27 protein-coding genes are annotated in these 20,852 nt (G+C 60.8%); 26 read left to right on the top strand and 1 reads right to left on the bottom strand.

Going from position 1 to position 20,852, the window contains the following annotated elements; genetic code table 11:
* Positions 1 to 7: 7 nt before the first annotated feature.
* From OKW39_RS19595 to OKW39_RS19655, 13 genes are all read left to right on the top strand, one after another.
* Complete coding sequence (locus OKW39_RS19595; RefSeq protein ID WP_429563306.1) at positions 8 to 343, top strand: head-tail joining protein; 336 nt, start codon at positions 8 to 10, stop codon at positions 341 to 343.
* A 21-nt stretch (positions 344 to 364) separates the two neighbouring features.
* Positions 365 to 1,051 carry a hypothetical protein gene (locus OKW39_RS19600; protein ID WP_429563307.1) on the top strand — a complete coding sequence of 229 codons (687 nt, stop codon included), beginning with the start codon at positions 365 to 367 and terminating at the stop codon, positions 1,049 to 1,051.
* Between the two features lies 1 nt (position 1,052).
* On the top strand, positions 1,053 to 1,289 hold the full coding sequence (locus tag OKW39_RS19605; protein WP_429563308.1) for a DUF2635 domain-containing protein: 237 nt from the start codon (positions 1,053 to 1,055) through the stop codon (positions 1,287 to 1,289).
* 162 nt (positions 1,290 to 1,451) lie between these two features.
* Complete coding sequence (locus tag OKW39_RS19610) at positions 1,452 to 2,942, top strand: phage tail sheath subtilisin-like domain-containing protein (protein WP_429563309.1); 1,491 nt, start codon at positions 1,452 to 1,454, stop codon at positions 2,940 to 2,942.
* 117 nt (positions 2,943 to 3,059) lie between these two features.
* Entirely contained in the window at positions 3,060 to 3,569 is a 510-nt protein-coding gene (locus OKW39_RS19615) for a hypothetical protein (protein WP_429563310.1), read from the top strand.
* Between the two features lie 55 nt (positions 3,570 to 3,624).
* On the top strand, positions 3,625 to 3,999 hold the full coding sequence (locus tag OKW39_RS19620) for a phage tail tube protein (protein WP_184064060.1): 375 nt from the start codon (positions 3,625 to 3,627) through the stop codon (positions 3,997 to 3,999).
* A 21-nt stretch (positions 4,000 to 4,020) separates the two neighbouring features.
* A complete protein-coding gene (locus OKW39_RS19625; RefSeq protein WP_429563311.1) occupies positions 4,021 to 4,257 on the top strand; it encodes a phage tail assembly protein in 237 nt (78 codons plus the stop codon).
* 11 nt (positions 4,258 to 4,268) lie between these two features.
* The gene (locus tag OKW39_RS19630; protein ID WP_184146116.1) at positions 4,269 to 4,424 is read left to right on the top strand and encodes a GpE family phage tail protein; all 156 of its coding nucleotides are present in this window, start codon (positions 4,269 to 4,271) and stop codon (positions 4,422 to 4,424) included.
* A gap of 4 nt (positions 4,425 to 4,428) precedes the next feature.
* Positions 4,429 to 6,393, top strand: a complete 1,965-nt coding sequence (locus OKW39_RS19635) for a transglycosylase SLT domain-containing protein (protein WP_429563312.1) — start codon at positions 4,429 to 4,431, stop codon at positions 6,391 to 6,393.
* A gap of 4 nt (positions 6,394 to 6,397) precedes the next feature.
* Positions 6,398 to 7,738, top strand: coding sequence for a DNA circularization protein (locus tag OKW39_RS19640; protein WP_429563313.1), 1,341 nt, complete (start codon positions 6,398 to 6,400; stop codon positions 7,736 to 7,738).
* Positions 7,739 to 8,055: 317 nt separating this feature from the next.
* Positions 8,056 to 8,859 carry a hypothetical protein gene (locus tag OKW39_RS19645; protein ID WP_429563314.1) on the top strand — a complete coding sequence of 268 codons (804 nt, stop codon included), beginning with the start codon at positions 8,056 to 8,058 and terminating at the stop codon, positions 8,857 to 8,859.
* A gap of 1 nt (position 8,860) precedes the next feature.
* Positions 8,861 to 9,505 carry a hypothetical protein gene (locus OKW39_RS19650; protein ID WP_429563315.1) on the top strand — a complete coding sequence of 215 codons (645 nt, stop codon included), beginning with the start codon at positions 8,861 to 8,863 and terminating at the stop codon, positions 9,503 to 9,505.
* A complete protein-coding gene (locus OKW39_RS19655; RefSeq protein ID WP_429563316.1) occupies positions 9,502 to 10,593 on the top strand; it encodes an MBL fold metallo-hydrolase in 1,092 nt (363 codons plus the stop codon). Before OKW39_RS19650 ends, OKW39_RS19655 begins: the two co-directional genes overlap by 4 nt.
* A gap of 446 nt (positions 10,594 to 11,039) precedes the next feature.
* On the opposite strand, the gene OKW39_RS19660 is transcribed toward OKW39_RS19655, so the two are convergent.
* Complete coding sequence (locus OKW39_RS19660; protein ID WP_429563317.1) at positions 11,040 to 11,690, bottom strand: hypothetical protein; 651 nt, start codon at positions 11,688 to 11,690, stop codon at positions 11,040 to 11,042.
* An 87-nt stretch (positions 11,691 to 11,777) separates the two neighbouring features.
* Here OKW39_RS19660 and OKW39_RS19665 point away from each other — a divergent pair, with 87 nt between their 5' ends.
* The 13 genes from OKW39_RS19665 to OKW39_RS19725 all read left to right on the top strand — a co-directional run bounded on the left by OKW39_RS19665 (position 11,778) and on the right by OKW39_RS19725 (position 20,833).
* Positions 11,778 to 12,917, top strand: coding sequence for a phage baseplate assembly protein (locus tag OKW39_RS19665; protein WP_429563318.1), 1,140 nt, complete (start codon positions 11,778 to 11,780; stop codon positions 12,915 to 12,917).
* Positions 12,918 to 12,936: 19 nt separating this feature from the next.
* Complete coding sequence (locus OKW39_RS19670) at positions 12,937 to 13,524, top strand: phage baseplate assembly protein V (RefSeq protein WP_429563319.1); 588 nt, start codon at positions 12,937 to 12,939, stop codon at positions 13,522 to 13,524.
* Positions 13,525 to 13,534: 10 nt separating this feature from the next.
* Positions 13,535 to 13,969, top strand: coding sequence for a phage GP46 family protein (locus tag OKW39_RS19675; RefSeq protein ID WP_429563320.1), 435 nt, complete (start codon positions 13,535 to 13,537; stop codon positions 13,967 to 13,969).
* Positions 13,970 to 13,999: 30 nt separating this feature from the next.
* Positions 14,000 to 15,112, top strand: a complete 1,113-nt coding sequence (locus tag OKW39_RS19680) for a baseplate J/gp47 family protein (protein WP_429563321.1) — start codon at positions 14,000 to 14,002, stop codon at positions 15,110 to 15,112.
* A complete protein-coding gene (locus OKW39_RS19685; RefSeq protein WP_429563322.1) occupies positions 15,103 to 15,723 on the top strand; it encodes a YmfQ family protein in 621 nt (206 codons plus the stop codon). The genes OKW39_RS19680 and OKW39_RS19685 overlap by 10 nt, the downstream gene beginning before the upstream one ends.
* A 12-nt stretch (positions 15,724 to 15,735) precedes the next feature.
* Positions 15,736 to 16,449: a hypothetical protein gene (locus OKW39_RS19690; protein ID WP_429563323.1), complete on the top strand. Its 714-nt coding sequence runs from the start codon at positions 15,736 to 15,738 to the stop codon at positions 16,447 to 16,449.
* A complete protein-coding gene (locus OKW39_RS19695) occupies positions 16,431 to 16,658 on the top strand; it encodes a hypothetical protein (protein WP_429563324.1) in 228 nt (75 codons plus the stop codon). The genes OKW39_RS19690 and OKW39_RS19695 overlap by 19 nt, the downstream gene beginning before the upstream one ends.
* Position 16,659: 1 nt before the next feature.
* Positions 16,660 to 17,952: a hypothetical protein gene (locus OKW39_RS19700; protein ID WP_429563325.1), complete on the top strand. Its 1,293-nt coding sequence runs from the start codon at positions 16,660 to 16,662 to the stop codon at positions 17,950 to 17,952.
* 485 nt (positions 17,953 to 18,437) lie between these two features.
* Positions 18,438 to 18,839, top strand: coding sequence for a hypothetical protein (locus OKW39_RS19705; protein ID WP_429563326.1), 402 nt, complete (start codon positions 18,438 to 18,440; stop codon positions 18,837 to 18,839).
* Between the two features lie 206 nt (positions 18,840 to 19,045).
* Positions 19,046 to 19,213 carry a hypothetical protein gene (locus OKW39_RS19710; RefSeq protein WP_429563327.1) on the top strand — a complete coding sequence of 56 codons (168 nt, stop codon included), beginning with the start codon at positions 19,046 to 19,048 and terminating at the stop codon, positions 19,211 to 19,213.
* Positions 19,214 to 19,336: 123 nt separating this feature from the next.
* Complete coding sequence (locus OKW39_RS19715) at positions 19,337 to 19,768, top strand: hypothetical protein (protein ID WP_429563328.1); 432 nt, start codon at positions 19,337 to 19,339, stop codon at positions 19,766 to 19,768.
* 119 nt (positions 19,769 to 19,887) lie between these two features.
* A complete protein-coding gene (locus OKW39_RS19720) occupies positions 19,888 to 20,364 on the top strand; it encodes a lysozyme (RefSeq protein ID WP_429563329.1) in 477 nt (158 codons plus the stop codon).
* Positions 20,348 to 20,833, top strand: coding sequence for a lysozyme inhibitor LprI family protein (locus OKW39_RS19725; RefSeq protein ID WP_429563330.1), 486 nt, complete (start codon positions 20,348 to 20,350; stop codon positions 20,831 to 20,833). The genes OKW39_RS19720 and OKW39_RS19725 overlap by 17 nt, the downstream gene beginning before the upstream one ends.
* Positions 20,834 to 20,852: the final 19 nt, after the last annotated feature.

Below are 20,852 nucleotides of genomic sequence, written 5' to 3' on the forward strand. Positions count from 1 at the left end.
CCCCACCATGATTGACTGGGATAGCCTGGTGCTCACGCCCGTCGAAGGCATCTTCGGCCAGCCCGCGACGCTCTATGCGGGAAGCGGTAACGCGCATGCGCTTAACGGCGTGTTTGATGAAGCCTTTACGAACGTGGATGTGGTCGACGGCGTACCCGTCACCACGACACGCCCATGCTACGGCTTTCGCGTGGCAACACTTCCCGTTACTGCACACCAGGGCGACACGCTGTTCATTCCGGCCGCGCCCGGTGCGCCGCTCAGTGACACGACGTATGTCGTCCGCGAAGTCCGTACGGATGGACATGGGTGGTGTTTCCTGCTGCTCAATCTCGCGACCTGACCAGTTTTCCTCGCCCCAGCCGTGGACCGCGCACGTATCCGCCCTTTGCCGATGCTCGGGCGTCGTCAGGTGCGTCTCGCCGCGCTTGGCGCACTGCAGCGCGCAGCGCTTCGGGTCGCCGGCCGGCCGGTCCTGATCCGCTCACCAGGCGACTGGGCCGCGCCGTCTGACGTGCTGCCTGCGGTCATCGTGCGTACCGCGCACGAATCGAAATCCTCATTCAATCGCGGCATGCCGCAGTTCACCACGACATGCAGCCTCGAAGTCAAGGCGATGGTCGAGGCGGCGACGGGCGAAGCCGCACAGGACGCCATTGAATCGCTCTGGTACGCCGTCGAAAACGCGCTACTGCTCGACTGGTCGCTTGTACGCATGCTGCAGCAGTTCGCGACGGTCGAAAGCGTGCTGGATATCCGCGCGGAAGGTGCGCGTCACCTCGCCGGTATCGCGGCGTCCTTCCGCTGCGAGTTTCCCGAAATGTACGACCCCACGGTTGAGCAGCCGCAGCCGGCGCCCTGGCCGCTCGATCCGCCTGCGCCCGCACCGCTCGAAAGCGTGGGCCTGCACGCGGACCTCACCAATCGCGCCGACCCGACCGGCACGTATCCCGCGCCGCCGTTCCCGCAGGGGGTCGTCCCCGCGCCGCGTACGCACGGCCCTGATGGACGCGACGAGGGCCGGCTTGACGTTCCGTTAAAGGGGAACTGACATGCACATCAGGCCAGCAACCGGCATGCGGGTGCGCGATCCCGACCTGCGCGACTTCCTGCCCGACGCGGGGCGCGTCGTACCCGATTCGGTGTACTGGCGTCGCCGTCTGCGCGATGGCGACGTGGTGCCGGTCGCGGATGAGCCGCCCACCATCCCGGACACGCCAGACGAGCCCGACGCGACGCGGCGCGCATCACACCGCACGCGCGAACCCAAAGCCACCGACCCGACGTAACAACGCGCCTTCTGCGCCGCTGCCTGCCGCTGCCTGCCGCTGCGCGCGCTTCCCGCGTCAATCCCTCAAGACGATCGCGCGAGCCCCACCACGGCCCGCCCGGGCCGTTCTGCGTCCGTTTCCGTCTCCGGTTCGCGCCCACCTTCCCGGGAGGTTGCTCCCATGATTCCCTTTACCAACCTGCCTGAGAACATCCGCGTGCCGCTGTTCTACGCGGAGCTCGACGCGTCACAGGCGAACAGCGCCCAGCTCAACCAGCGCACGCTGATTATCGGGCAGATGACCGACGCGGGAACCGGCGAGCCGGGCACACCCGTTATCAGCGCGGGCGTGGGCGACGCGCGCGCACGGTGGGGCAGCAATTCGATGCTCGCCGCGATGACGGCAGCCTATCGCGCGGCCGATAGCTTCGGCGAAGTGTGGTATTTGCCGCTCCAGGACGCAACCGGCGCGGTAGCCGCAAGTGGAACGGTCACGCTCAACATCGAAGCCGACGCCGGCGTCTCGGGCGTCATCTCGCTTTATATCGCCGGTCGGCGCTACCAGTTGCCGGTGCAGGCCACGCAGGGCGCGGCCGACATCGCGGAAGCGCTCGCCACACTCGTTGCTGCAGATGCGTTCGGGCTGGTGAGCGCATCGGCTCAGGACAACGTAGTCACGCTGACCGCCATCAATGCGGGCATGGTGGGCAATGAAATTGACGTGCGCCTGAATTACGGCGGCTCACGCGCAGGCGAATCGACGCCGCTCAATCTGGACATAGCCATCACGCCGATGGCGGGCGGCGCGATCAATCCGACCGACACGCTACAGGCCGCGCTCGATAACTGTGGCGACATGCCATTCGACTTCATCGTCTGCCCCTATACCGATAGCGTCAGCCTTGATGCACTGCATGCTTTCCTGAATGACCAGACCGGGCGCTGGTCGTGGGCCCAGCAGATTTACGGACACGCGTTCGCCGCTTACCGGGGGACGCTCGCGGCGTGTACGACATTCGGCGCGGGCCGCAACAATCAGCATGAATCGGTGCTTGGGTTCCATGATTCGCCCACACCCGCATGGATCATCGCCGCGCAGCTTGCCGGCTCGCTCGCGCCCGCGCTGCGCAGTGATCCGGGGCGCCCGGTCCAGACGCTACCGATTCGCGGCATGCTCGCGCCGCCGGTTGCCTCGCGCTTCCTGCTCACCGAGCGCAACACGCTGCTCTATGACGGTATCAGCACGTTCAATGTGGGCGATGACGGCACCTGCTACGCCGAGAACGTCACGACGACCTACCAGAAGAACCCCTGGGGGGATCCCGACGACAGTTATCTCGAAGTCGAAACCATGTACCTGCTGATGTACGTGCTGCGTGCGCTGCGCTCGATGGTCACATCGAAGTATTCACGTATGAAGCTCGCCGCGGACGGCACACGCTTCGCATCCGGTAGCGCCATCGTCACACCGCTGCTGATACGTGCGGACGTGATCGCCCGGTATCAGGAACTCGAATTCGACGGCTACGTGCAGAACAGCGCACTGTTTGCCCGGCAACTCATTGTCGAGCAGAACGCGAACAACCCGAATCGGGTTGACTGTCTGTGGCCCGGAACGCTGATCGACCAGCTGCGGATTTTTGCCTTGCTTGCGCAGTTTCGGCTCAGTTGAGCTGTGAACGCTGAGAAGCGTTGCTCGAAATGCAGAGTGTACAAGCCATGTACTCGCGAATACTTCTATGCCAACAGGAAGGAAAAAGACGGGTTTGCCTGTCAATGCAAAACGTGCATGGCAGCTTCGGCGCGAAAGTACTATGCGTTGAATCGGACAGCAATTGTTGCGAAAGCGTGTCAGCAGGTAAAGGAACGCCGACGCACGAATCCAGACTACGACCGCACGGTTAGCCGTAATGCGAAGCGACGAAAACTCTCTGATCCCGCCGAGTATTCAGCCCATCTGGAACAAAACCGTAGATGGCGTAAGCAACATCCTGATCGCGTAAAGGCATTCAAACATGAGCAGCGCCCTTACCGCGCCGCCCGGACGATGAAGCGGTACGCGGCGAAACGAAATGCGACGCCTGCCTGGGCCGATCTACGGGCCATCTCCTCGATTTACGAGTGTGCCGCCGAGTTGAGCGCCAAAACAGGGATAAAACACGAAGTCGATCACATCGTGCCGCTACTTGGGGAACTTGTCTGTGGGCTGCATGTGCCGTGGAATCTTCGCATTGTTCCTGCGAGCGTCAATCGAGAAAAGTCGAACCGCTTTAACGAGTCCCATGTAACCGATTTGTGATTGCAAGCCGCCCAGGCGAACCGCCCCGGCGGCTTTTTCATTTCTGGAGCCCGCCATGTCAGATGACACAAACCGCCTGGCCGGTGTCGCGTGGATATCGATGGACGGCCAGAACTACATGCTATCCGGCGAACTGGCGTATTCGCCCGCCGACTACGAACGCGAGTCAATGGTCGGACAGGACCGCGTACACGGCTATGCGGAGAAGCCGCGCGCGCCGTTCATTTCCGCGACGCTGCGCGACGCAGGCACGCTGACGGTCAAGGACTTCAACGCCATGACCAACGTCACGGTCACGCTCGAACTGGCGAACGGCAAGACGGTCGTCGGCCGCAATATGTGGAGCACCGAAGCGCAGGAAGTCAGAACCCCGGAAGCGACGTTCGAAATCCGCTTCGAGGGCTTCTCGGGCAGCGTCACGGAGCAATAAGCGAACAGTAAGGAGCGCGCCATGTACGAGGTCATTACGCTACTGAGCCCGATTGACGGGCTGACCGAAGTCACCTTGCGCGAGCCTACGGTCGATGAAATCGCGAAGGTCAACGACGACGCAGCGAAGTTCGGCAACGTGCGCGCGATGAAGAACCTGATCGCAACGATGGCGAAGATCGACGTTGCGAGCGTGGGCCGCATGGGCGCGCGCGACTTCAACGCGTGCAACAAGTACCTGTCCGGTTTTTTCGAGTAGTACCCGCGAACGTGCGCGATATCGTCGCCGATGTGACGCACTTCTATGGATGGGGGCCGCGCGACGCGGGCGCGCTGACCTGGGCTGAACTCGCACAATGGCTCGCGCAGGCGCGACGCATCCAGCACGTTGCGCAGCAGGCCGCAGAGAAACGCCGCCAGGGGTGAAGCGATGGCAGCGCAGGCAATCCAGTTCACCATCTCGACCGTTGACAAGGCGACGAGGACAATCAACCGGATCAACGATTCGGTGTCGCGCATGACGCGCCCATACCAGAACCTCGCGCGCAGCGTGCAACGGTTCTCGAAGGCGTCGGGGCTGACTGAAGTTGGCAAGCGGCTCGATGCTGTCGCGCAGAAGGCAGGCAAGGCGGCGGCGAGTGTGACGCGCATCGGTGCGCCCCTGCTCGCGCTGGTCGGCGGCGGGACGCTCGCGGGTCTGACCGACCTCGTGGTGCAGTGGGAGCGCATGGGCGCGGAAACGGAGCGCACCGCGCGACTGCTCGGCATCACGGCAGGCGAACTCACGCAGATGCGCAGCGCGGCGACGCTGATGGGCGTCTCCGCCGATACGATGACCTCGGGCTTTCGTGGCTTCGCAGACACGTTGCAGGATGCACGCTGGGGACGCAATCAGGCCGCGTTCGCAACGATCCAGGCACTGGGTATTACTTTGCGCACAACGAAGACCGGCGCAACCGATACCCAGGCCGCGCTCCATGAGCTCGCGGATCGTATCCAGAGAATCCAGCGCGCGGACCCGGCTGCGGCACGCAATCTGGCGCGCTCGCTCGGCGTCGAGCAGCTTCTGCCGGTCCTCGTTCGCGGTCGCCGGGGCATGCAGGCATACGAGGCCGAAGCGCGGCGGCTACGCGGTGACTTTACCCCGCAGATGGCCGCGCGTACGCAGGCGTTCGCCCTGTCGCTCGATCGCATGCGGACGGCAGCGGACGGCCTGAAAGCATCGATTGCTGACAGTCTCGCGCCGGTATTCGGCCCGATGATCGATCGCTTTACAGAATGGATTGCGAAAAACCGCGAACTGATTGCGCAGCGGATTGTGGAACTTGCGCAACGGCTTGCACGCTGGCTTGCCTCGGTCGATTGGGGCAGGTTTGCACAGGGCGTCACGGATGCTGTAACCGGCCTGATCGGCTTCGCGTCGTGGATCGGACGCGTGGTGGATGCCATCGGCGGCTGGAAGGTCGCCGCCGTCGCGATAGCGGCCTACATGGTCGGCGGCTTCGCGCTGTCCGTGGTCTCGACTATAGCCAGTATCGGCATGCTGATCGCGCGGCTGGTGCTGCTGCGCAGGTCGTATGTCGCTGCAGGGACTGCGGCGCGCGGGGTGGGCGGGTTGCTGCGCTTCGTCAATCCTGCGACCGTTGGCGCGTATCTGGGTCTGCATAGCGAAAACCTCAACAGAGGCGAGGATGAACAACTGAGGCGCATCCGGGCGGCCGAAGCGGCAACGGGTGGCATGTGGCCGGGTTCGGCAAACGTCCAGCGTGCGGAGACCGCACCCGGCGCAGCGGGCGCAACCGGCGAAATGGGGGCGCCGCTCAATCCTGCTGTCGCGCAGTGGGCACAGAAACTCAATTTCGCCGGAACCGAAGCGCGCTATGGTCTGCCTGCCGGACTGCTTTCGGCCATCGCGCAGAAGGAATCGCGCGGTAACCCGATGGCGGTGAGTCCTGCCGGCGCGCGTGGACTGTTCCAGTTCATGCCCGCGACGGCGCGCGAATACGGGATCGACGCGTTCAATCCAGCGCAGGCCGCCGACGCCGCGGCGCGCAAGATGTCCGGCCTGCTCGCGCGCTACAAGGGCAATCTGATCTACGCGCTATCAGCCTATAACTGGGGCGAAGGCAATCTGGACCGCAAAGGACTCGCCCACGCCCCGGCCGAAACGCGCAACTATGCGCCGGGCGTCCTCGCGCACATGCCGTCACTCGATCCGGGCGTGGACGTCGCTTCGCTCAATGCCCCCGGCGCGGCGGCGGGCATGCAGAGCGCGCCCGCGCCGGTCGTCCACGTTGACAACCACGTCCACGTCGCGCGCGACGGCAGCGTGACTGTGAAGACGCGCACGCCTGCGGGTCTGAAGATCGCCCGACCGATGGAAGCGCTCGGCTAGGTAGATGGCTGTGGCCGAGTATCCGTTCTTCAGCGCGTTGCAGGCCGCCTCATGGCGGGGCGTGCCGTTCGGCGTGACAGGTTCGACGCTGAAGGTCGGGCGGCGCAATGTCACGCATGAATATCCGTACCGGGACGAAGTATGGGTCGAGGACCTCGGACGCGCAGGGCGGCGCATCAGCCTGAGCGGTTTTCTGCTTCAGGATGCCGCCTATCTGGGTACCCCTGGCGGCGGTGACGTGATCGCGCAGCGCGCCGCGATGATCCGCGCCTGCGAGGAGCCGGGAGACAGCGACGGCGCCGATGGCGAACTGGTGCATCCGTCGCTTGGGCGGCTGAATGTCGCGCTGATCGAGTTCGAGTGCGAGGAACGTTCGGAGCGCGGCCGGTACTTTGAACTGCGATTTTCGTTCATCGAGTCGGGCGCACAGCAGTTTCCCACGCTGGCGATTGCGACGCAGGCACAGACCGGCCTGTCAGCCGTCGCCGCATTCGCGGCAGTGGCGCAGGACTTCTTCAATACGGTATCCGCCGTTCTGTCGTCACCGGCCGTGGTGGGCGAGATCGAACGGACCGCGCAGAACTTCGTCGTAGAAGCCCAGGCCATCACGCAGCGCGCAACGAGCCTCGTTGCGATGGTCGCGACGCTCAATGGCCGGTATGGCCGGTTCGTGGGCCAGTTCACCGCCGCTGTGCGGCAACCGGCAACGACGATACAGGACCTGATCGGCGCGGGTGCGCAGGCGCGCACCGCGGTAGGCGTCGCGGGCGAAGCGCTGAGGAGCGCTGCGGCCGTCTCGGACTGGCCCGGCATGTCTGACGCTACACGCGCGCTGGTGGGAGCCGTGCAGAATGCGAATCCCGATCCGCATCAGGCCGTGCAATCGCTTGTCGCGTTACAGTCGTCCATCAACCCGCAGAAGCGGGCGACGGCGGCGCTCACCGCAGCAAACCGGCTCACGACAATGCTGTACCGTCGCAGCGCGGTTATCGCGCTCGCGCAGAGCACGACCGGTTATGCGCTCGCCTCGCTTGAAGACGCCGAATCCTTGCGTTCAACGGTATCCGATGCGCTCGATATGGAGATCACCACCGCAGGCGATGCGGGCGATGATGCGACCTATGGCGCACTACGCGCGCTTGAGGTTGCCGTGGTGCGGGACGTGACCACGCGCGGCGCATCGCTCGCGAGCATGCAGACGGTCAGCACGCCGGAGCCGATGCCGCTGCTGGTGCTTGCGCAACGGCTCTATCAGGACGTGACGCGCTACGATGCATTGCTACAGCAGGCCACACCGGTTCATCCTGCTTTTGCGCCAACCGTCTTTAGCGCTTCATTAACCTAACCCTTAACTTAGGGCTGGCTGGCGGCTGACAGCCTGTGGTGATCGACTGTCATCGACCCCGTCTCGGCCGTTCGACACTCAGCCGGGCCCAGTCTCTTCCTGACGTATAGCTGTCGTTCACAAGTTCGCTTCGCGAGCCGGTCATCGACCTTCTAAGCCGAGGGTCGGGTTCGAGCCCCACCTGTCGTGCCACCTTCTAGAATGGGGACTTCTGCGAGGTTTCACACTGGCGTTACGCTTCAATGGCGTGCGACGAACCCGTAGGTTTTACAAACCAGTGCTATATTCTCCGTTCCCCTCCCATTTGGACATTCCGAATGATCCACTACCGGGACCGCGCCGTGTCGATTGTAGTGCTCGGTCAGTTTGCGCCGGCGCGTTTTCATCCTGAATGGTTCCTACGGAATCATTTTATGACTAGTGACGACCGTGACGATGTGGCAATCGTCACGGTCGGCCCCGGGGGTACTCAGTGGACGCACCCACGCTTCGGCGATTTCCTTGCTCTCCCAGATCGCATATCGCTCACCTGTAAGATCGAGGCGCTTTGGATGGTCGCTCGCGATCTTGTCGAAGGAATCATCGGCCTTGACGCAGGTAACGCCATCCGGGCACTGGGGATCAATCTGCACATGGTTGCGGTTCTCGAAGACGGCGACGCGAACCCTAGCGTATGGAATGCCCTTGGGGACGTGCTTGCTCCGAAGGAGCTTTGGCGGGATGCCTTGGCCCTCCCTGACAAAGACGGCTTCCCGGGACTGGAAGGCATCAAGCTGGCCGTTCCCGATCCGGATCCCGACCTGAGCGGATCGAAGCGTGTATTTGCATTCGAGCCTGTCTTGGCTACGGTGTACAACCTCGCTATTCTCGTTAATAATCACTTTGACATTACTCGGGCCTACATATCCAAACAGGTAGACGAGACCGGAGCCGGCACGTCTGACGTTAAGGATTCCGTGGGGCCCAGCCCGGCCGAACTTTCAATGCAGTTGCTCTTCGAGCGATACGAAACGGCAATATCTGAGTCCAGAGAGCAGACAGAAGCAATTTTATCGACCGCGGTGAAACAGGCGCGGCTATCCGCGATGGCTATCGAAAAACGACGAGCGAAGGAGAATTGATATGCTGAACGCCACAATTCCCCATGTTGATAGCGCAGTGACATCTTCCCTTCCGGACGTATTTTCACTGGATTGCTATTCGCACAACGAATTAGCCTCGATCGACATTGATCGTTTCGAGGGGGGGACATTCGAGGTACCTGTCCCTTCAGTTGAAAAAACAGCGCCGAAGATTGCCGCATTACATCTTCCGGCAACGGTATACACGACGATTGCACAATGGGAAGGTTCAGTCGAAGAGGTGCTTTCCGATGGTGGCCTTGTCGCTCATCTTCGTGCGCTCTCACTTGTGGGGCATGCTGCGCCACCTTCGTCCGAAGGGTTCGAAGAGTGGGCAACGATTCCTCAGTCGCAGATCGAACCTGAAGATATTCAATACGCGCGAGCGGGTGCAACCTTCTATATGACGGTCGTAAAGGAGAGGCGCCAAGGTGCGCTGCTTGGCGGAACTTCGGTAGTTATAGTCTTTCGTAAAGTGCCCGTTTGGAACCGGTCGCAAGTAGAACTCTACCGCCAGCGAGCTGCCGAACTGTTTGCCAGAATCCATGGGGGAGACAAATCGAAGGTTGTGACCAACGACCGGCCTAGACCAGAACTATCTGTTCCTGAGAAACCAAGATCTGTTCGCGTGACCATTCATAAGTGATCGCAACTTTTGGTGGTGCTCCCGAGCCCGACACGAACGAAATAACCACTTTCGGGAAAGGCTTCGGCGAGGCAATCGTTCTGCATCGCCGGGGGGAGTGGTTCATTGTCGATTCGTTTTACGATGAACCAGTAAGCGCCAAAGTGCCAATAGCGGCCCGATATTTGGATGAACTCGGCGTCCCTGCAAGCGCGGTGAGAATCATCGTGGCGACGCACTGGCACGATGACCATACGCCGGGCATCTCCCAGCTTTATGAGCGCTACAGCAACAGCAAGTTTGCATGCGCATCCGCACTTACGACGCAGGAATTTCTTGCATTGGCTGAGTCGACGGGCATCGCATATTCAGGTTCGCTAAAGCAATCTCGCCTCGCTGAATGGCGCAAATTGTTGTCGACCGGTGATTTCCCGGATCGATTATTGTCTGTATTCGCGGGTACGAGTATTTGGCGGACTCAGGCAGACGATTTCGAGCTCTATGCTCTCAGCCCGTCTGGTGCAGAAGGACTGCGAATGCAGCAGGCAATCGCACAGATGCTCCCGCAAAGCGGTTCTCGGCAATTGCCTCCGCCCAAACGAGGATTGCCGAACCACGCTGCGATCGCCATAGTCGCCCGGTTTGATCGCATGTGCATGCTTTTGGGATCAGACCTGGAGGTTAGCAATATTCCAGGATGCGGTTGGGGCGGAGCCATTTCGCAATTCATGAGCCAAATCTCGACTTGGAAGTCTTTTCTATTCAAGGTCGCACACCACGGCAGCGTTACGGCGCATGATCAATCAGTCTGGGCACATGTACTGGAGAACCGGCCACTATCTGTCCTAACACCTTTCATCAACGGAAGCGTCAGATTGCCGACGTCTGATGACGTGTCACGGGTAAAAGGGCTAAGCAGCAGTTTATTACAGGCGTCTGTTCAGAAAGTCCAGCAAAAGACCGCCAATTCGACCGCCCAGACGATTCTGAATCGTGTTGGCATCAAGGTGCAAAGGTACAAGCCAAGTTTGGGCGCCGTTCGCATTCGATGGAAAGACGGCATCAACGACATTGACGTCCAGCAGTTAGGGAGTGCTCTGGAGAGATAGCCAGGCATAAGAGTTGATCCGCGCATCGCGCGGCGTTGTTGCATGAATTGAGTGTAAGGACGAAGTAGTCGTCATGATGCCCGGTTCGTCTGATCAACAGACTGTGGTATGAAGCGCCTTTTTATTGGCGTAGTTGGGTAGGATCGAGTGGCCGCTTGCCGGGGCAGAAATGGTCGCTCACATGTCCAAGTGGCGGTCTCATAGGATGACGATTATTGGTCCGATAGGCGGCAGTCGCGTCCAGTGCCGATGGCGGACTCAACACGCTCGCTGGTAGCGTCGAATGCTATCAGTTCTCTCATGAGCGACGACGTTTCACTGACGGTCAGCGGATTGACCGTCGCGGGCTGGCGAAGCGTACGCATGACGCGCGGCACGTCGCCAGCGAGCAGGCAGACGGTCAGCGCGCTCGTCTAGCACTGGACACAGGAATGTTGGTGACGCACTTACGCGAGATACTTTCGCACGTCAGGCATATACCATGGGACGGGCGTTTCGAGTTTCATCTCCAAATGCTTGACGGTGCGTGCTGGCAACGTCACTTCCCAAATGTAGCGTTTGTAGCCGGCCGGGAAATTCCAGTATTCGCCAGTTTCCGGCGACGCTTCCAGCACGAAAAAAGTGTCTTTGGCCCGCCCAAAATTATTTGCCTTGAAGACATCGACGCAGGTCAGTAAGACGTACGGGATATATTCGCGCGGCATGTCCTTTAACGACCAGATATCCTCTTCGCGCGCTGTCTTTAAAAGCGCATGCAGTTCGCGCCAGGTAAGTCCCGGCGAAATTTTCTTGATCTTGTCGTAGATGCCATCGATGTTTTCGAGTGCCCATGCTTTTGCAGCCGTAGCAACCGTTGGATCGCGAGGTAGATCCCGGAATCCTGCATATGGCTTGTGATTTTCATCAACTGTTGGACAGCCAGAGTGCGGTTCGTGTGCAAAGTGCGTCTGACGTTGCGATTTTTCGGCCTTTACTTTCAGGACCTTGTGGCAGATGCGGCAGCGCCCTAAGGCGTCAGGGCCATTCTGAGTTAGCCAGGTTTCAATATCAATGAGAGTTCGATTTGGATCAGCTGGGTCGTATGCGTAGAGGTTCATCTCAATCGAAAATTGTATCCGTTGCAATAAGTAATCATCGTCACGTCGATGCGTAATGCATGAAGCATTGCCGCTCCCCGCGACAACATGCTAGCACTGACATACGTGCTGCCCGTCAGCTTATATAAGTTCATCAACTGTTGGCGGCGTCCGTTCTGTACCATGCGCGACGACGTATCGCTAATCGTCAACGGGGCGAGGACCTCGGGCTGGAAAAGCGTACGCATTACTCGCGGCATGGAGCGCATCCCGGCCGACTTCGATATCTCGATGACCGAGCGCTTTCCCAACACGACAACGGTCGTCGTGATGGAAGGCGACTCCTGCGTCGTGAACATCGGCGCGGACCCGGTCATCACCGGCTACGTTGACCGGGTGACGGAAGCAGTCAGCGCGACGACGCACACGCTGTCGATTTCCGGGCGCGGCAAATGCGAAGACCTGGTGGACTGCGCCGCGCAGTTCGACTCGTTCCAGTTCGTGAACATGATGACCGCCGACATTGCGGCGCAACTCGCGCAGCCATACGGCATCCACGTCAAGGCGCTCACCCCTGGCATGCTGCACCCGCAGGTCTGCCTGAACGTAGGGGAATCGCCCTACGCGGTGATAGACCGGCTGTGCAAGCTCGCGCAGGTGCTGTGCTACGAGGATGCGGACGGTGATCTGGTGATCGGGCCGCTTTCGACCATTGAGGCGGCGGGCGGTTTCGCGATGGGCGTCAATGTCGAACAGGCGAGCTATACGCGTGATATCTCGCAGCGCTTCAGCGAGTACCGCGTCTATCTGGTCGGCACCGGCATTTTCACGGATGCCGGTCAGCAGCCGCTCGCCGAATACGCGGTGGCTGACGCCACCATGCCGCGTTTCCGACCGAAAGCATTCATTGCGCAGAACGGCGACGCAGGCGCGGAAGTGTCGAATGCCCACGCGCTATGGGAATGCAACCGGCGCATCGGGCGCGGCAACGTGGTGAGCATCACGGCCACGTCATGGCGCGACAGCGACGGCGCGCTCTATATGCCTAACACGCTGGCGGCGCTCTCGTTGCCGCAACTCAAGGTGATCGACGGCGCGAAGTGGACGATTGGTGAAGTGACCTATCGGCGCGACATGAGCGGGACCGGCTGTGAAATCACATTGATGCCCCCGGAAGCATTCCGGCCCGAACCGATCCTCTATCTGCCGCTGCCTGCGGATGCTGCGGCGGCGCTCGCGCAGCAGTAAACCTGCATGGATACCGGCAGTGGAACACCTTTTCTGGAGCATCGTTCGTACGCTCGGACGTGGACGTCTTACGCGCGTGGATGATGGCGGCGCGGTTCAGCTTGTACAGATGCAGCTATCCGCGAACGAGACACGCGACGGCGCGCCGCGACTCGCGGAATACGGGTTCCAGTCGAATCCGCCAGCGGGGAGCGACGCGCTCGCGGTGTTTCTCGGTGGCGACCGTACGAACGGCGTCGTGATCGCGTGCGGCAACCAGCAGTACCGATTCCGCAATCTCGCACCGGGCGAGGTCTGCATCAGCGATGACAAGGGGCAATCGGTCCATCTGTCCGCAGCGGGGATCGTCGTCAACGGTGGCGGTCAACCTGTCACGATCACCAACGCGCCGCAGATCACCGCCGATGCGCCGCTGTTCCGCTGCACCGGGGATATCGAGGGCGACGGCAATATCACCTGTACGGGCGACATGCGTGACAACAGCGCAACCAACCCGCACACCGCTGCCAACTCGCGTGCCGTCTACAACTCGCATCATCATCCGGTACCGGACGTGCAGGGCGGCGGTGACACGGTAACGAGCGATCCACCTGTACCGCAGCTTTGAGCCTTGCGCCGTGGCTGACATCTCGACCGTCTGGAATGTACCGGACATGCGCGGCGACTGGATGCTTGCGGGCGCGTCCCTGCGATCCGGCGACGATCTACAGACTGCCGTGCTTATCAGCCTCTTCAGTGACCGGCTGGCATTGCCGAGCGACGAAACACCGGACGGCGACCGGCGCGGCTGGTGGGGTGACAGTGCCGACTACCCGATTGGCTCGCGCCTGTGGCTGCTCTCGCGGGTCAAGGGACCGCGCGACGTGGCGCAGCGCACCGGTGACTACGCGAGCGAGGCGCTGCAATGGATGCTCGATGACGGCGTGGTCGCGCGCTTCGAAATTACGCCGCAGTGGATTACACCGAACCGGCTCGATCTGGCCATTGTCGCGAACCGCCGCGATGGGACGCGTGTCGCGATGAACTTCCCCGAGGTGTGGACGGGACCATAGTCCCGTCAGGTAGTCCCGTACGTAAGGCGCATGCCTTTCTCACGACCGACGCTGACGGCCCTGCGCAATCAGGTTGCGCAGGAACTGAATGCGAACCTGCCGGGGGCCGATGCCCTGCTGCGCTTCTCGAATCTGCGCGTGCTCGGCGACGTTCAGGCCGGGCTCGCGCACATGCAGTACGGGTATCTCGACTGGATCGCGTTGCAGGCTACCCCGTTCACGGCGACGGATGAATTCCTCGACGCGTGGGGCGCGCTCAGGGGCGTATTGCGCAAGAGCGCGTCGCAGTCCTCGGGTCTTGTCACGTTCACGGGCATCGAAGGCATACCGGTCGATACAGGAACGGGGCTCAAGCGTAGCGACGGACTGCCCTATACGGTCACTGCCGCCGCTGCCGTCGAAGCCGGTAAGGTCACACTGGCCGCGACCGCGAACCCGGACCCCGCAGGACTGGCAGGCCTGAACGGCGATTGCGCGCCCGGGACGCAATTCACGCTCGCCAGCGCGATTCCGGGTATCGATTCGACCGGCGTTGCCGCAACGGAATTCCGAGGCGGCGCGGACATTGAATCGAACGATGCCTACCGTGCGCGTGTCCTGTTCGTCTACCAGAACCCGCCGCAGGGTGGCGCGGCGAGCGACTATGTCGCATGGGCGCTCGCCGTTCCGGGAGTCACGCGCGCGTGGTGTACGGGCAATGGCTACGGTGCCGGTACGGTCATCGTGTTCGTGATGCTCGATGAGGCGAACGCGCAGCATGACGGCTTCCCGCAGGGCAGAGACGGTGTCGCGTCGGCCGAGACAAGAGACACGCCCGCGACTGGCGACCAGCTCGCCGTGGCCAACGCAATCTATCCATTGCGGCCCGTTACCGCGCTGGTGTATGTCGTCGCGCCGGAGCCGTACCCGGTCGATATCAGTATTCGTGGCGTGGCGCCCGACAGGCAGGACGCCGCGCTCGACGCTATTGCGGGACTGATGAAAAGCGAGGGCGAACCGGGCGGATTCCTGATTCTCGCGCATCTGTGGTCGGCCATTGCCGCCGTCTCCGGCATCAATGATTTCCTTATTCTGTCGCCGACTGACGACGTGCTGCTTCCGCCCGGTACGCTCGCGGTGCCCGGTGAAGTTACGTGGTCGTAACTGACATGAACCCGGCGCGCTACAGCCGCGCGGACTACGCCAGCGCATTGCGGCGACTGCTGCCGCGTGGACGTGTCTGGACGCGCGAGGACAGCGGCACGCAGGCCGCCGTGCTCGATGCGCTCGCGAACACACCCGCCACGGTCGACCGCGACGCGCTGACGCTGATCGCAGGCTCGTTCCCGGCGACCGCCGACGCGCTGCTACCCGAATGGAATGCGTCGCTCGCGCTGCCCGATCCATGTTTTGGGCCGTTCGACTCGGACGACGAGAACCGGCTACAGATCGTCGCGCGACTGATCGGCACAGGTGGGCAGTCCATCGACTATTTCAGGGCGCTCGCCGCGACACTCGGCTACACGATCACGATTACGGAATTTGCCGTTCACCACGTCATGCGCACCGTCACCGCACCGCTTGCCGATACCGACTGGGCGCATGGCTGGCTGGTCGATGTCATCAGCGCGCCGCCGCCGCGATGGAACACGGTCGCGGACCCCGTAGACAATCCGCTCTCCGATTGGGGCACGTCGCCGACGCTGACGATGATCGAATGTCTGCTGCGCCGCTATGCGCCTGCACAGTCGGTTGTGGCGTTCTCCCATCACTGAGAGGGAATCAACGTGGATCGCTATTGGGAAACGAACAGCGCCGCTCAGGCGCCAGCCGTGCCCGTTGATAGCGAGGGCGGCTTTCCGACAGACGGCAGTCTGCCTGCGGCGATTGCGCCGACGACGCCGGGTGCGTGGTGGTTTCATTCGATCACCGAGGAACTACGCAATGCCATCGTCGCGCTCGGCGCATCGCCCGACTATACGAAGGTCGATCAACTCGCGCAGGCGCTGCTTGCGGCGCTCGCGCATCTCGCCGTTTCTATCAGATATGAAGACGTGATCGGGACGCCTGCACCGCTCGGATTCACGCCCGTGGAGCAAGGCGGCGGCGTGAGCCAGGGCACCAACAAGCTCCATATCGGATGGCGAACCAACGGGAGCGGGCTGGGTGTCACGGTTGACCAGACCGACGAGGGCAACGTGGTCTTCGAGGCTGAGCTGCAGGGCAACGTCAGCAACCTGCAAAACAACATCAACAACGTGAACAACGCGGTGAACGATCTGCGGGGCCAGGTGGGCGGCGCATGGACACCGGCCAACCTGCAACCGCTCAGCGGAAATGGAATCGGGTGGGTAGCGTTCATTGTGCGTGCAGGCGATAGCAGCCAGTCCGCGCCGGAAGGTACGGTCGCAGCGCTGCCGGGGCGCCCCGGAACGTGGCTTAGCAGCGGCAATGCGGCCGCTGCGGGCGACTATTGGTGCGTATGGACGAGGATCGCGTGATGGACATTGTTGCTGTCAGGAATCCCGCATGGGCCGACCCGGAACACACCGGCATTCGTTGCGAGGTCCACTTCGTGCGCTTCGACAACTTCATGCCATTCATCGCCATGCCGGACGATCCGCACGAGCACGGTCGCGACATTTTCGAGGCGTGCCTCGCGGGGGACTTTGGCGATATCGCCGACTTTGTACCGGGTGACGGGGAATGACATGGATCGCTACTGGCAGGCCAATGCGGTCGAGGATGCGCCCGAAACTCCCGCAGATAATGCGGGAGGCTTTCCGGCCAATGGCAATCCGGCGGCGGGCGTTACCGGGACCGTCCCCGGCGAGTGGTGGTATCACGCGATCACCGAGGAACTGCGCAACGCCATTGTGGCCCTCGGCGGTACACCGGACTTTGCCCGCGTCAACCAGCTTGCGGATGTCCTCGTTGAGTCGTTCGCGAAAACGGTCAGTGCGATTACCGGCAGTCTTGCAACAGTTGCCACCACTGGCAGCTACCACGACCTGACGGACCAGCCTGTCATTCCGCCTGGTCAGGTCAATGCGGACTGGAACGCAGACACTGGAATCGCCGCGATTCTCAACAGGCCGGACATTCCGGCTCCGCAGCGCGGCTCGACGCTGCTCGCGGTCACCGTCTATTCCGTCGTGGCGCAAAGCGTCACGTTTTCGGCCGGGTCGCCGGTCATCAACTGTTCGCACCGTGCGCCTCTCACCGGATCGCCGTTGACGTTCGACAGTACGGGCGCGTTACCCGCCAACATCACGCGGGACACGACCTATTTCGTGGTTCAGGTATCCACCGACCAGAACACATTCCAGATCGGCAGCGTACAGGGTGGCGAAACCATATCGATGACCGATGCGGGAACGGGTACACATTCGATCGCGAATCCGCCGTGGCGCAAATCGGATCACAGTCCGGCTATGGTGGAGACCGCACTTCAGGGCGGTGGCGGCTCGGGCGGCATCGCGAGCCGGACGGCCAATGCGGGCACGGCAACGGGTGGCGGCGCGGGAGGCTATGTCTGGCTGCGCCGCTCCGGTGACAGTCTGCCAGACGAGTTGGATATCGGCATCGGTGAGGGTGGTACCGTGCCAGCTTCGGGCAACGCGGGTACTCCCGGCTATCAGACTCATCTGGGAGACCTGCGATCACCCCTTGCCGTCGCAACCGGCGGCGCAGGCGGGTCTGGCTCGGCCACTAATGCCGTCCTGCTCGGTGCGCCCGGTGGAACTGGCATCGGTGGCGACCTGAACCTGCGCGGCGAAGGGTCCCTGCCGGTTGTCAGCACGACAGCATCGAATTACACCGCAGGCGGAAAGTCGATGTTCGGCACTGCCGGGATGGGCGGTGTCTATGGTCCGTCCGGGGCGACTCCGGTTCATGACGCCACGGGTCGGGGAGCGGGCGGTGGCGGTGGAACCGGGCTGTCAGGTTCGTACTTCGCCGGCAATGGCGGTGACGGGCTGCTGGTCATGCGTGAATACGGCTGATGAGGACCACAGCGCGGACGGTAGACGCCTACCTGTCGCGCAGGAGAACTCCATCGTGCTACGCGTTGCGTTGATCCTGCTCGTTCTCGCGGTCTCGAGGTTGACGGCCTGCACCGTCATTCACATCGAAGGAAACGACAACACCGTGAGCGGCATTGAAGGTCATACGGGGACGGTGAAAGTCCCCTCGAGCCTTCGCGACAGCGCACAATCCCAATAATCGCGAATTCTCCAGCATCCGCTTATAATCGGAATGCCGTCAAAACAGCGACGGCCAGGCTTGGCAGCCTGATTGCTAAACCCGCACGCCTGCCCAGGCAGGTCGTGCGTCTGTCTCTGCACGTCCATTTCAATGGGCGGGCCGTGGCGGGGAGGCCTTCGGGCCTGCCGGTCTGGTTTAGCGCCGGTCTGCCAACCTCGTCATCGTGCCCGCTCACCACCTCCCTATGTGTCCGGGCGATCCTTCATGATAACCAGGACCGCGCATGACCAAACCCACCAGAAAGCAGCAATCTCCCACCCGTCCCCCTGTAGACGCTCTCCAGTATGAACGTCTCGCGCTTGCCGCCTTCCATCTTTGCGACCGGCAGGGGCAGCAACTCCGACATCTGATTACACTTGCGACCTCGATGTTCAGGAGTCCTGCTGTGACTGCCGAGGAAAGGCACGAACACCGGAGCCTGCTGGAGGTGATGATCCAGCTCGGCGAGGACTACCACGCCGCCAATCGCTGCGATCAGGAACTGTTCACGGTGCTTGCGCTCGACGCCAAGGGGCTTCCTAACCGCCAACTGACACCGCAGGACGCCGCAGCGATTCTCGCTGACGCTGCGCAGGGCGCGAACGGGAAACTGGCGGCTGTGGACGCTTCGTGGACAAAGCACTAACTGGCGCTGATCACTACGGAGAAGGCGGCTCAATGCCGCCTTTTTTGTTGGAGGGTGATATCGGAAAAATGCATCTGAAAATGAGATGGCCGGAGCAATTGTGAATATCTGTCAAAACGGCTTTGTCTCAATTTAAAGTCGTTGACCGTGTCGCGTTTTAGATGGTTAATTCGTCGGGTGTGTTCTGGGAAATCAGCAGAGGTCAGATGGAACAACAGAAATGGGATGAAACCGGGGGCAAGGATGAGTGCCTGCTTTACCGTATCACCTATTCAGTCTACTCGAACTTCCCGCCAATGCCGTCCGCAATGGCGCTGAACGCCGAAACCGGCGAATGCTTTCCGCAGGACAGGCTTCGGTTGTATTCGATATGAACCATAACGCGAAGGATAACTGATGGTGCTCTTACGCGTGCTCAACGGTCTAATGGTCTGAGAGCGCGAATTAATCTATGGGAGGGTCCAATGTACGAAAGGATGCGCTCCGCAGAGGAGATCATGGAGGAAATGAAGGCTCGCTTTGCGGAAATGTTCGAGGGATCAAATAACCAGGAATGTCTTGATTGTCGTATCACGTTCAAGATATACAAAGAGTGGCCTGATATGCCTGAGGCAATGACGATAAACCAGAAAACCGGGGAGCGGATTCCGATTAATGCAATCAGGGCTCTCCCATCCGGTTACGACATGAGGCAGGCGTTAGGGCAAGGCGGGGGGTGCCTCTGTCGCAATCGATCTGCGAGCCTGTTCGATGAAGAGCTTACGCTTCGCGATGCCAACGGATCGCCACTCGCCGACACGTATTACACGATTGAGTGGCGAGGTTTCCTAACGCGCGGAGTCACTGATTCCATCGGACGTACACAGCGACACAAGACAGACGGCGCGCAAGCGGTGCGTATCTATCTTGGACACCGCGAGTCTGTCTAACAATTCTCGCAAAGTAACTCATATAATGGAGTAATTGTGACCGACCCGCTGCACGAATGCATAACCAATACTGATCCTAATTCAAATGTCACCGTATATTCTTCGCGCTTGTGTAAGCCGTGGAAATTTTCCGCGCAGGGACTAAGTTCCTTAAAGGTTGGGAACAGTTCAGCGCGACCATGTACGACAATGACGGCAGCAAAGCCGGAAATGCAACAGTTGGATATGGGCACCTTGTTCATTTGGGGAAAATATCCGGCGCCGCATCGGAAAAGCCATTTCAGAAAGGAATAACCGAAGCACAGGCCGAGACGCTACTTAAGGAAGATGTCAAGTGGGCGGAAAATACGATCAATCGAAAAATTCGGCTCCCGCTGTTTCAATTTGAATACGATGCACTTGTGTGCTTTATGTACAACCTTCAACATCATGGCGACAGTCTGCTCGATTTCGTTAATACTGGTGATTACAACAAGGTAGGTGATAAGATGAGGCAGTACGCCACGGTTAAGGGCCACCCGCTTAAGGGATTACTGCGGCGTCGGCACCGTGAAGCGGAAATGTTTGAGGCGGGGGTCTATGATTCATCGCACTAGTCTAATACTCGCACTCACGATCGCCCCGATCATTGCACCCGCTAAGACCGTGTATTCCGGTAAATTCGATTATCACTATTTTAAATCGCCGGATCAGTATTTTTCAGGTCATAGCGCCGCCGATGTGGCGCATATGTGTGACACTGGGGAGCATGCAAGCAATGACGACTTGGCACAGTGTTCGCACCGCAAATTCGATCATGCGGCCCGTGCACTGGATAAAATCCTGCGATCGGCGAAATCCAAGATTGGAGGCAATGACAGGTCACTTAAAGCAGAAGGCGAACCGTTAGCTCTCCCTTACTTTTTGAAGTCGCAAGGCGCTTGGGCACAGTACCGCGATAACGAGTGTTACACCGAAACCTATATGATGGGTGAGGCTGCCGAGCGCTATATTTTCTTTTGGGAGTGTATGGCAAATATCACGCAAGATAGAGTCAAGGAATTGCAGGAAGTCTTAAGAGACTAGACCATTGCTGTTATGTGTT

The organism is Paraburkholderia sp. MM6662-R1, assembly GCF_050436245.1.
Taxonomy (GTDB): domain Bacteria; phylum Pseudomonadota; class Gammaproteobacteria; order Burkholderiales; family Burkholderiaceae; genus Paraburkholderia; species Paraburkholderia tuberum.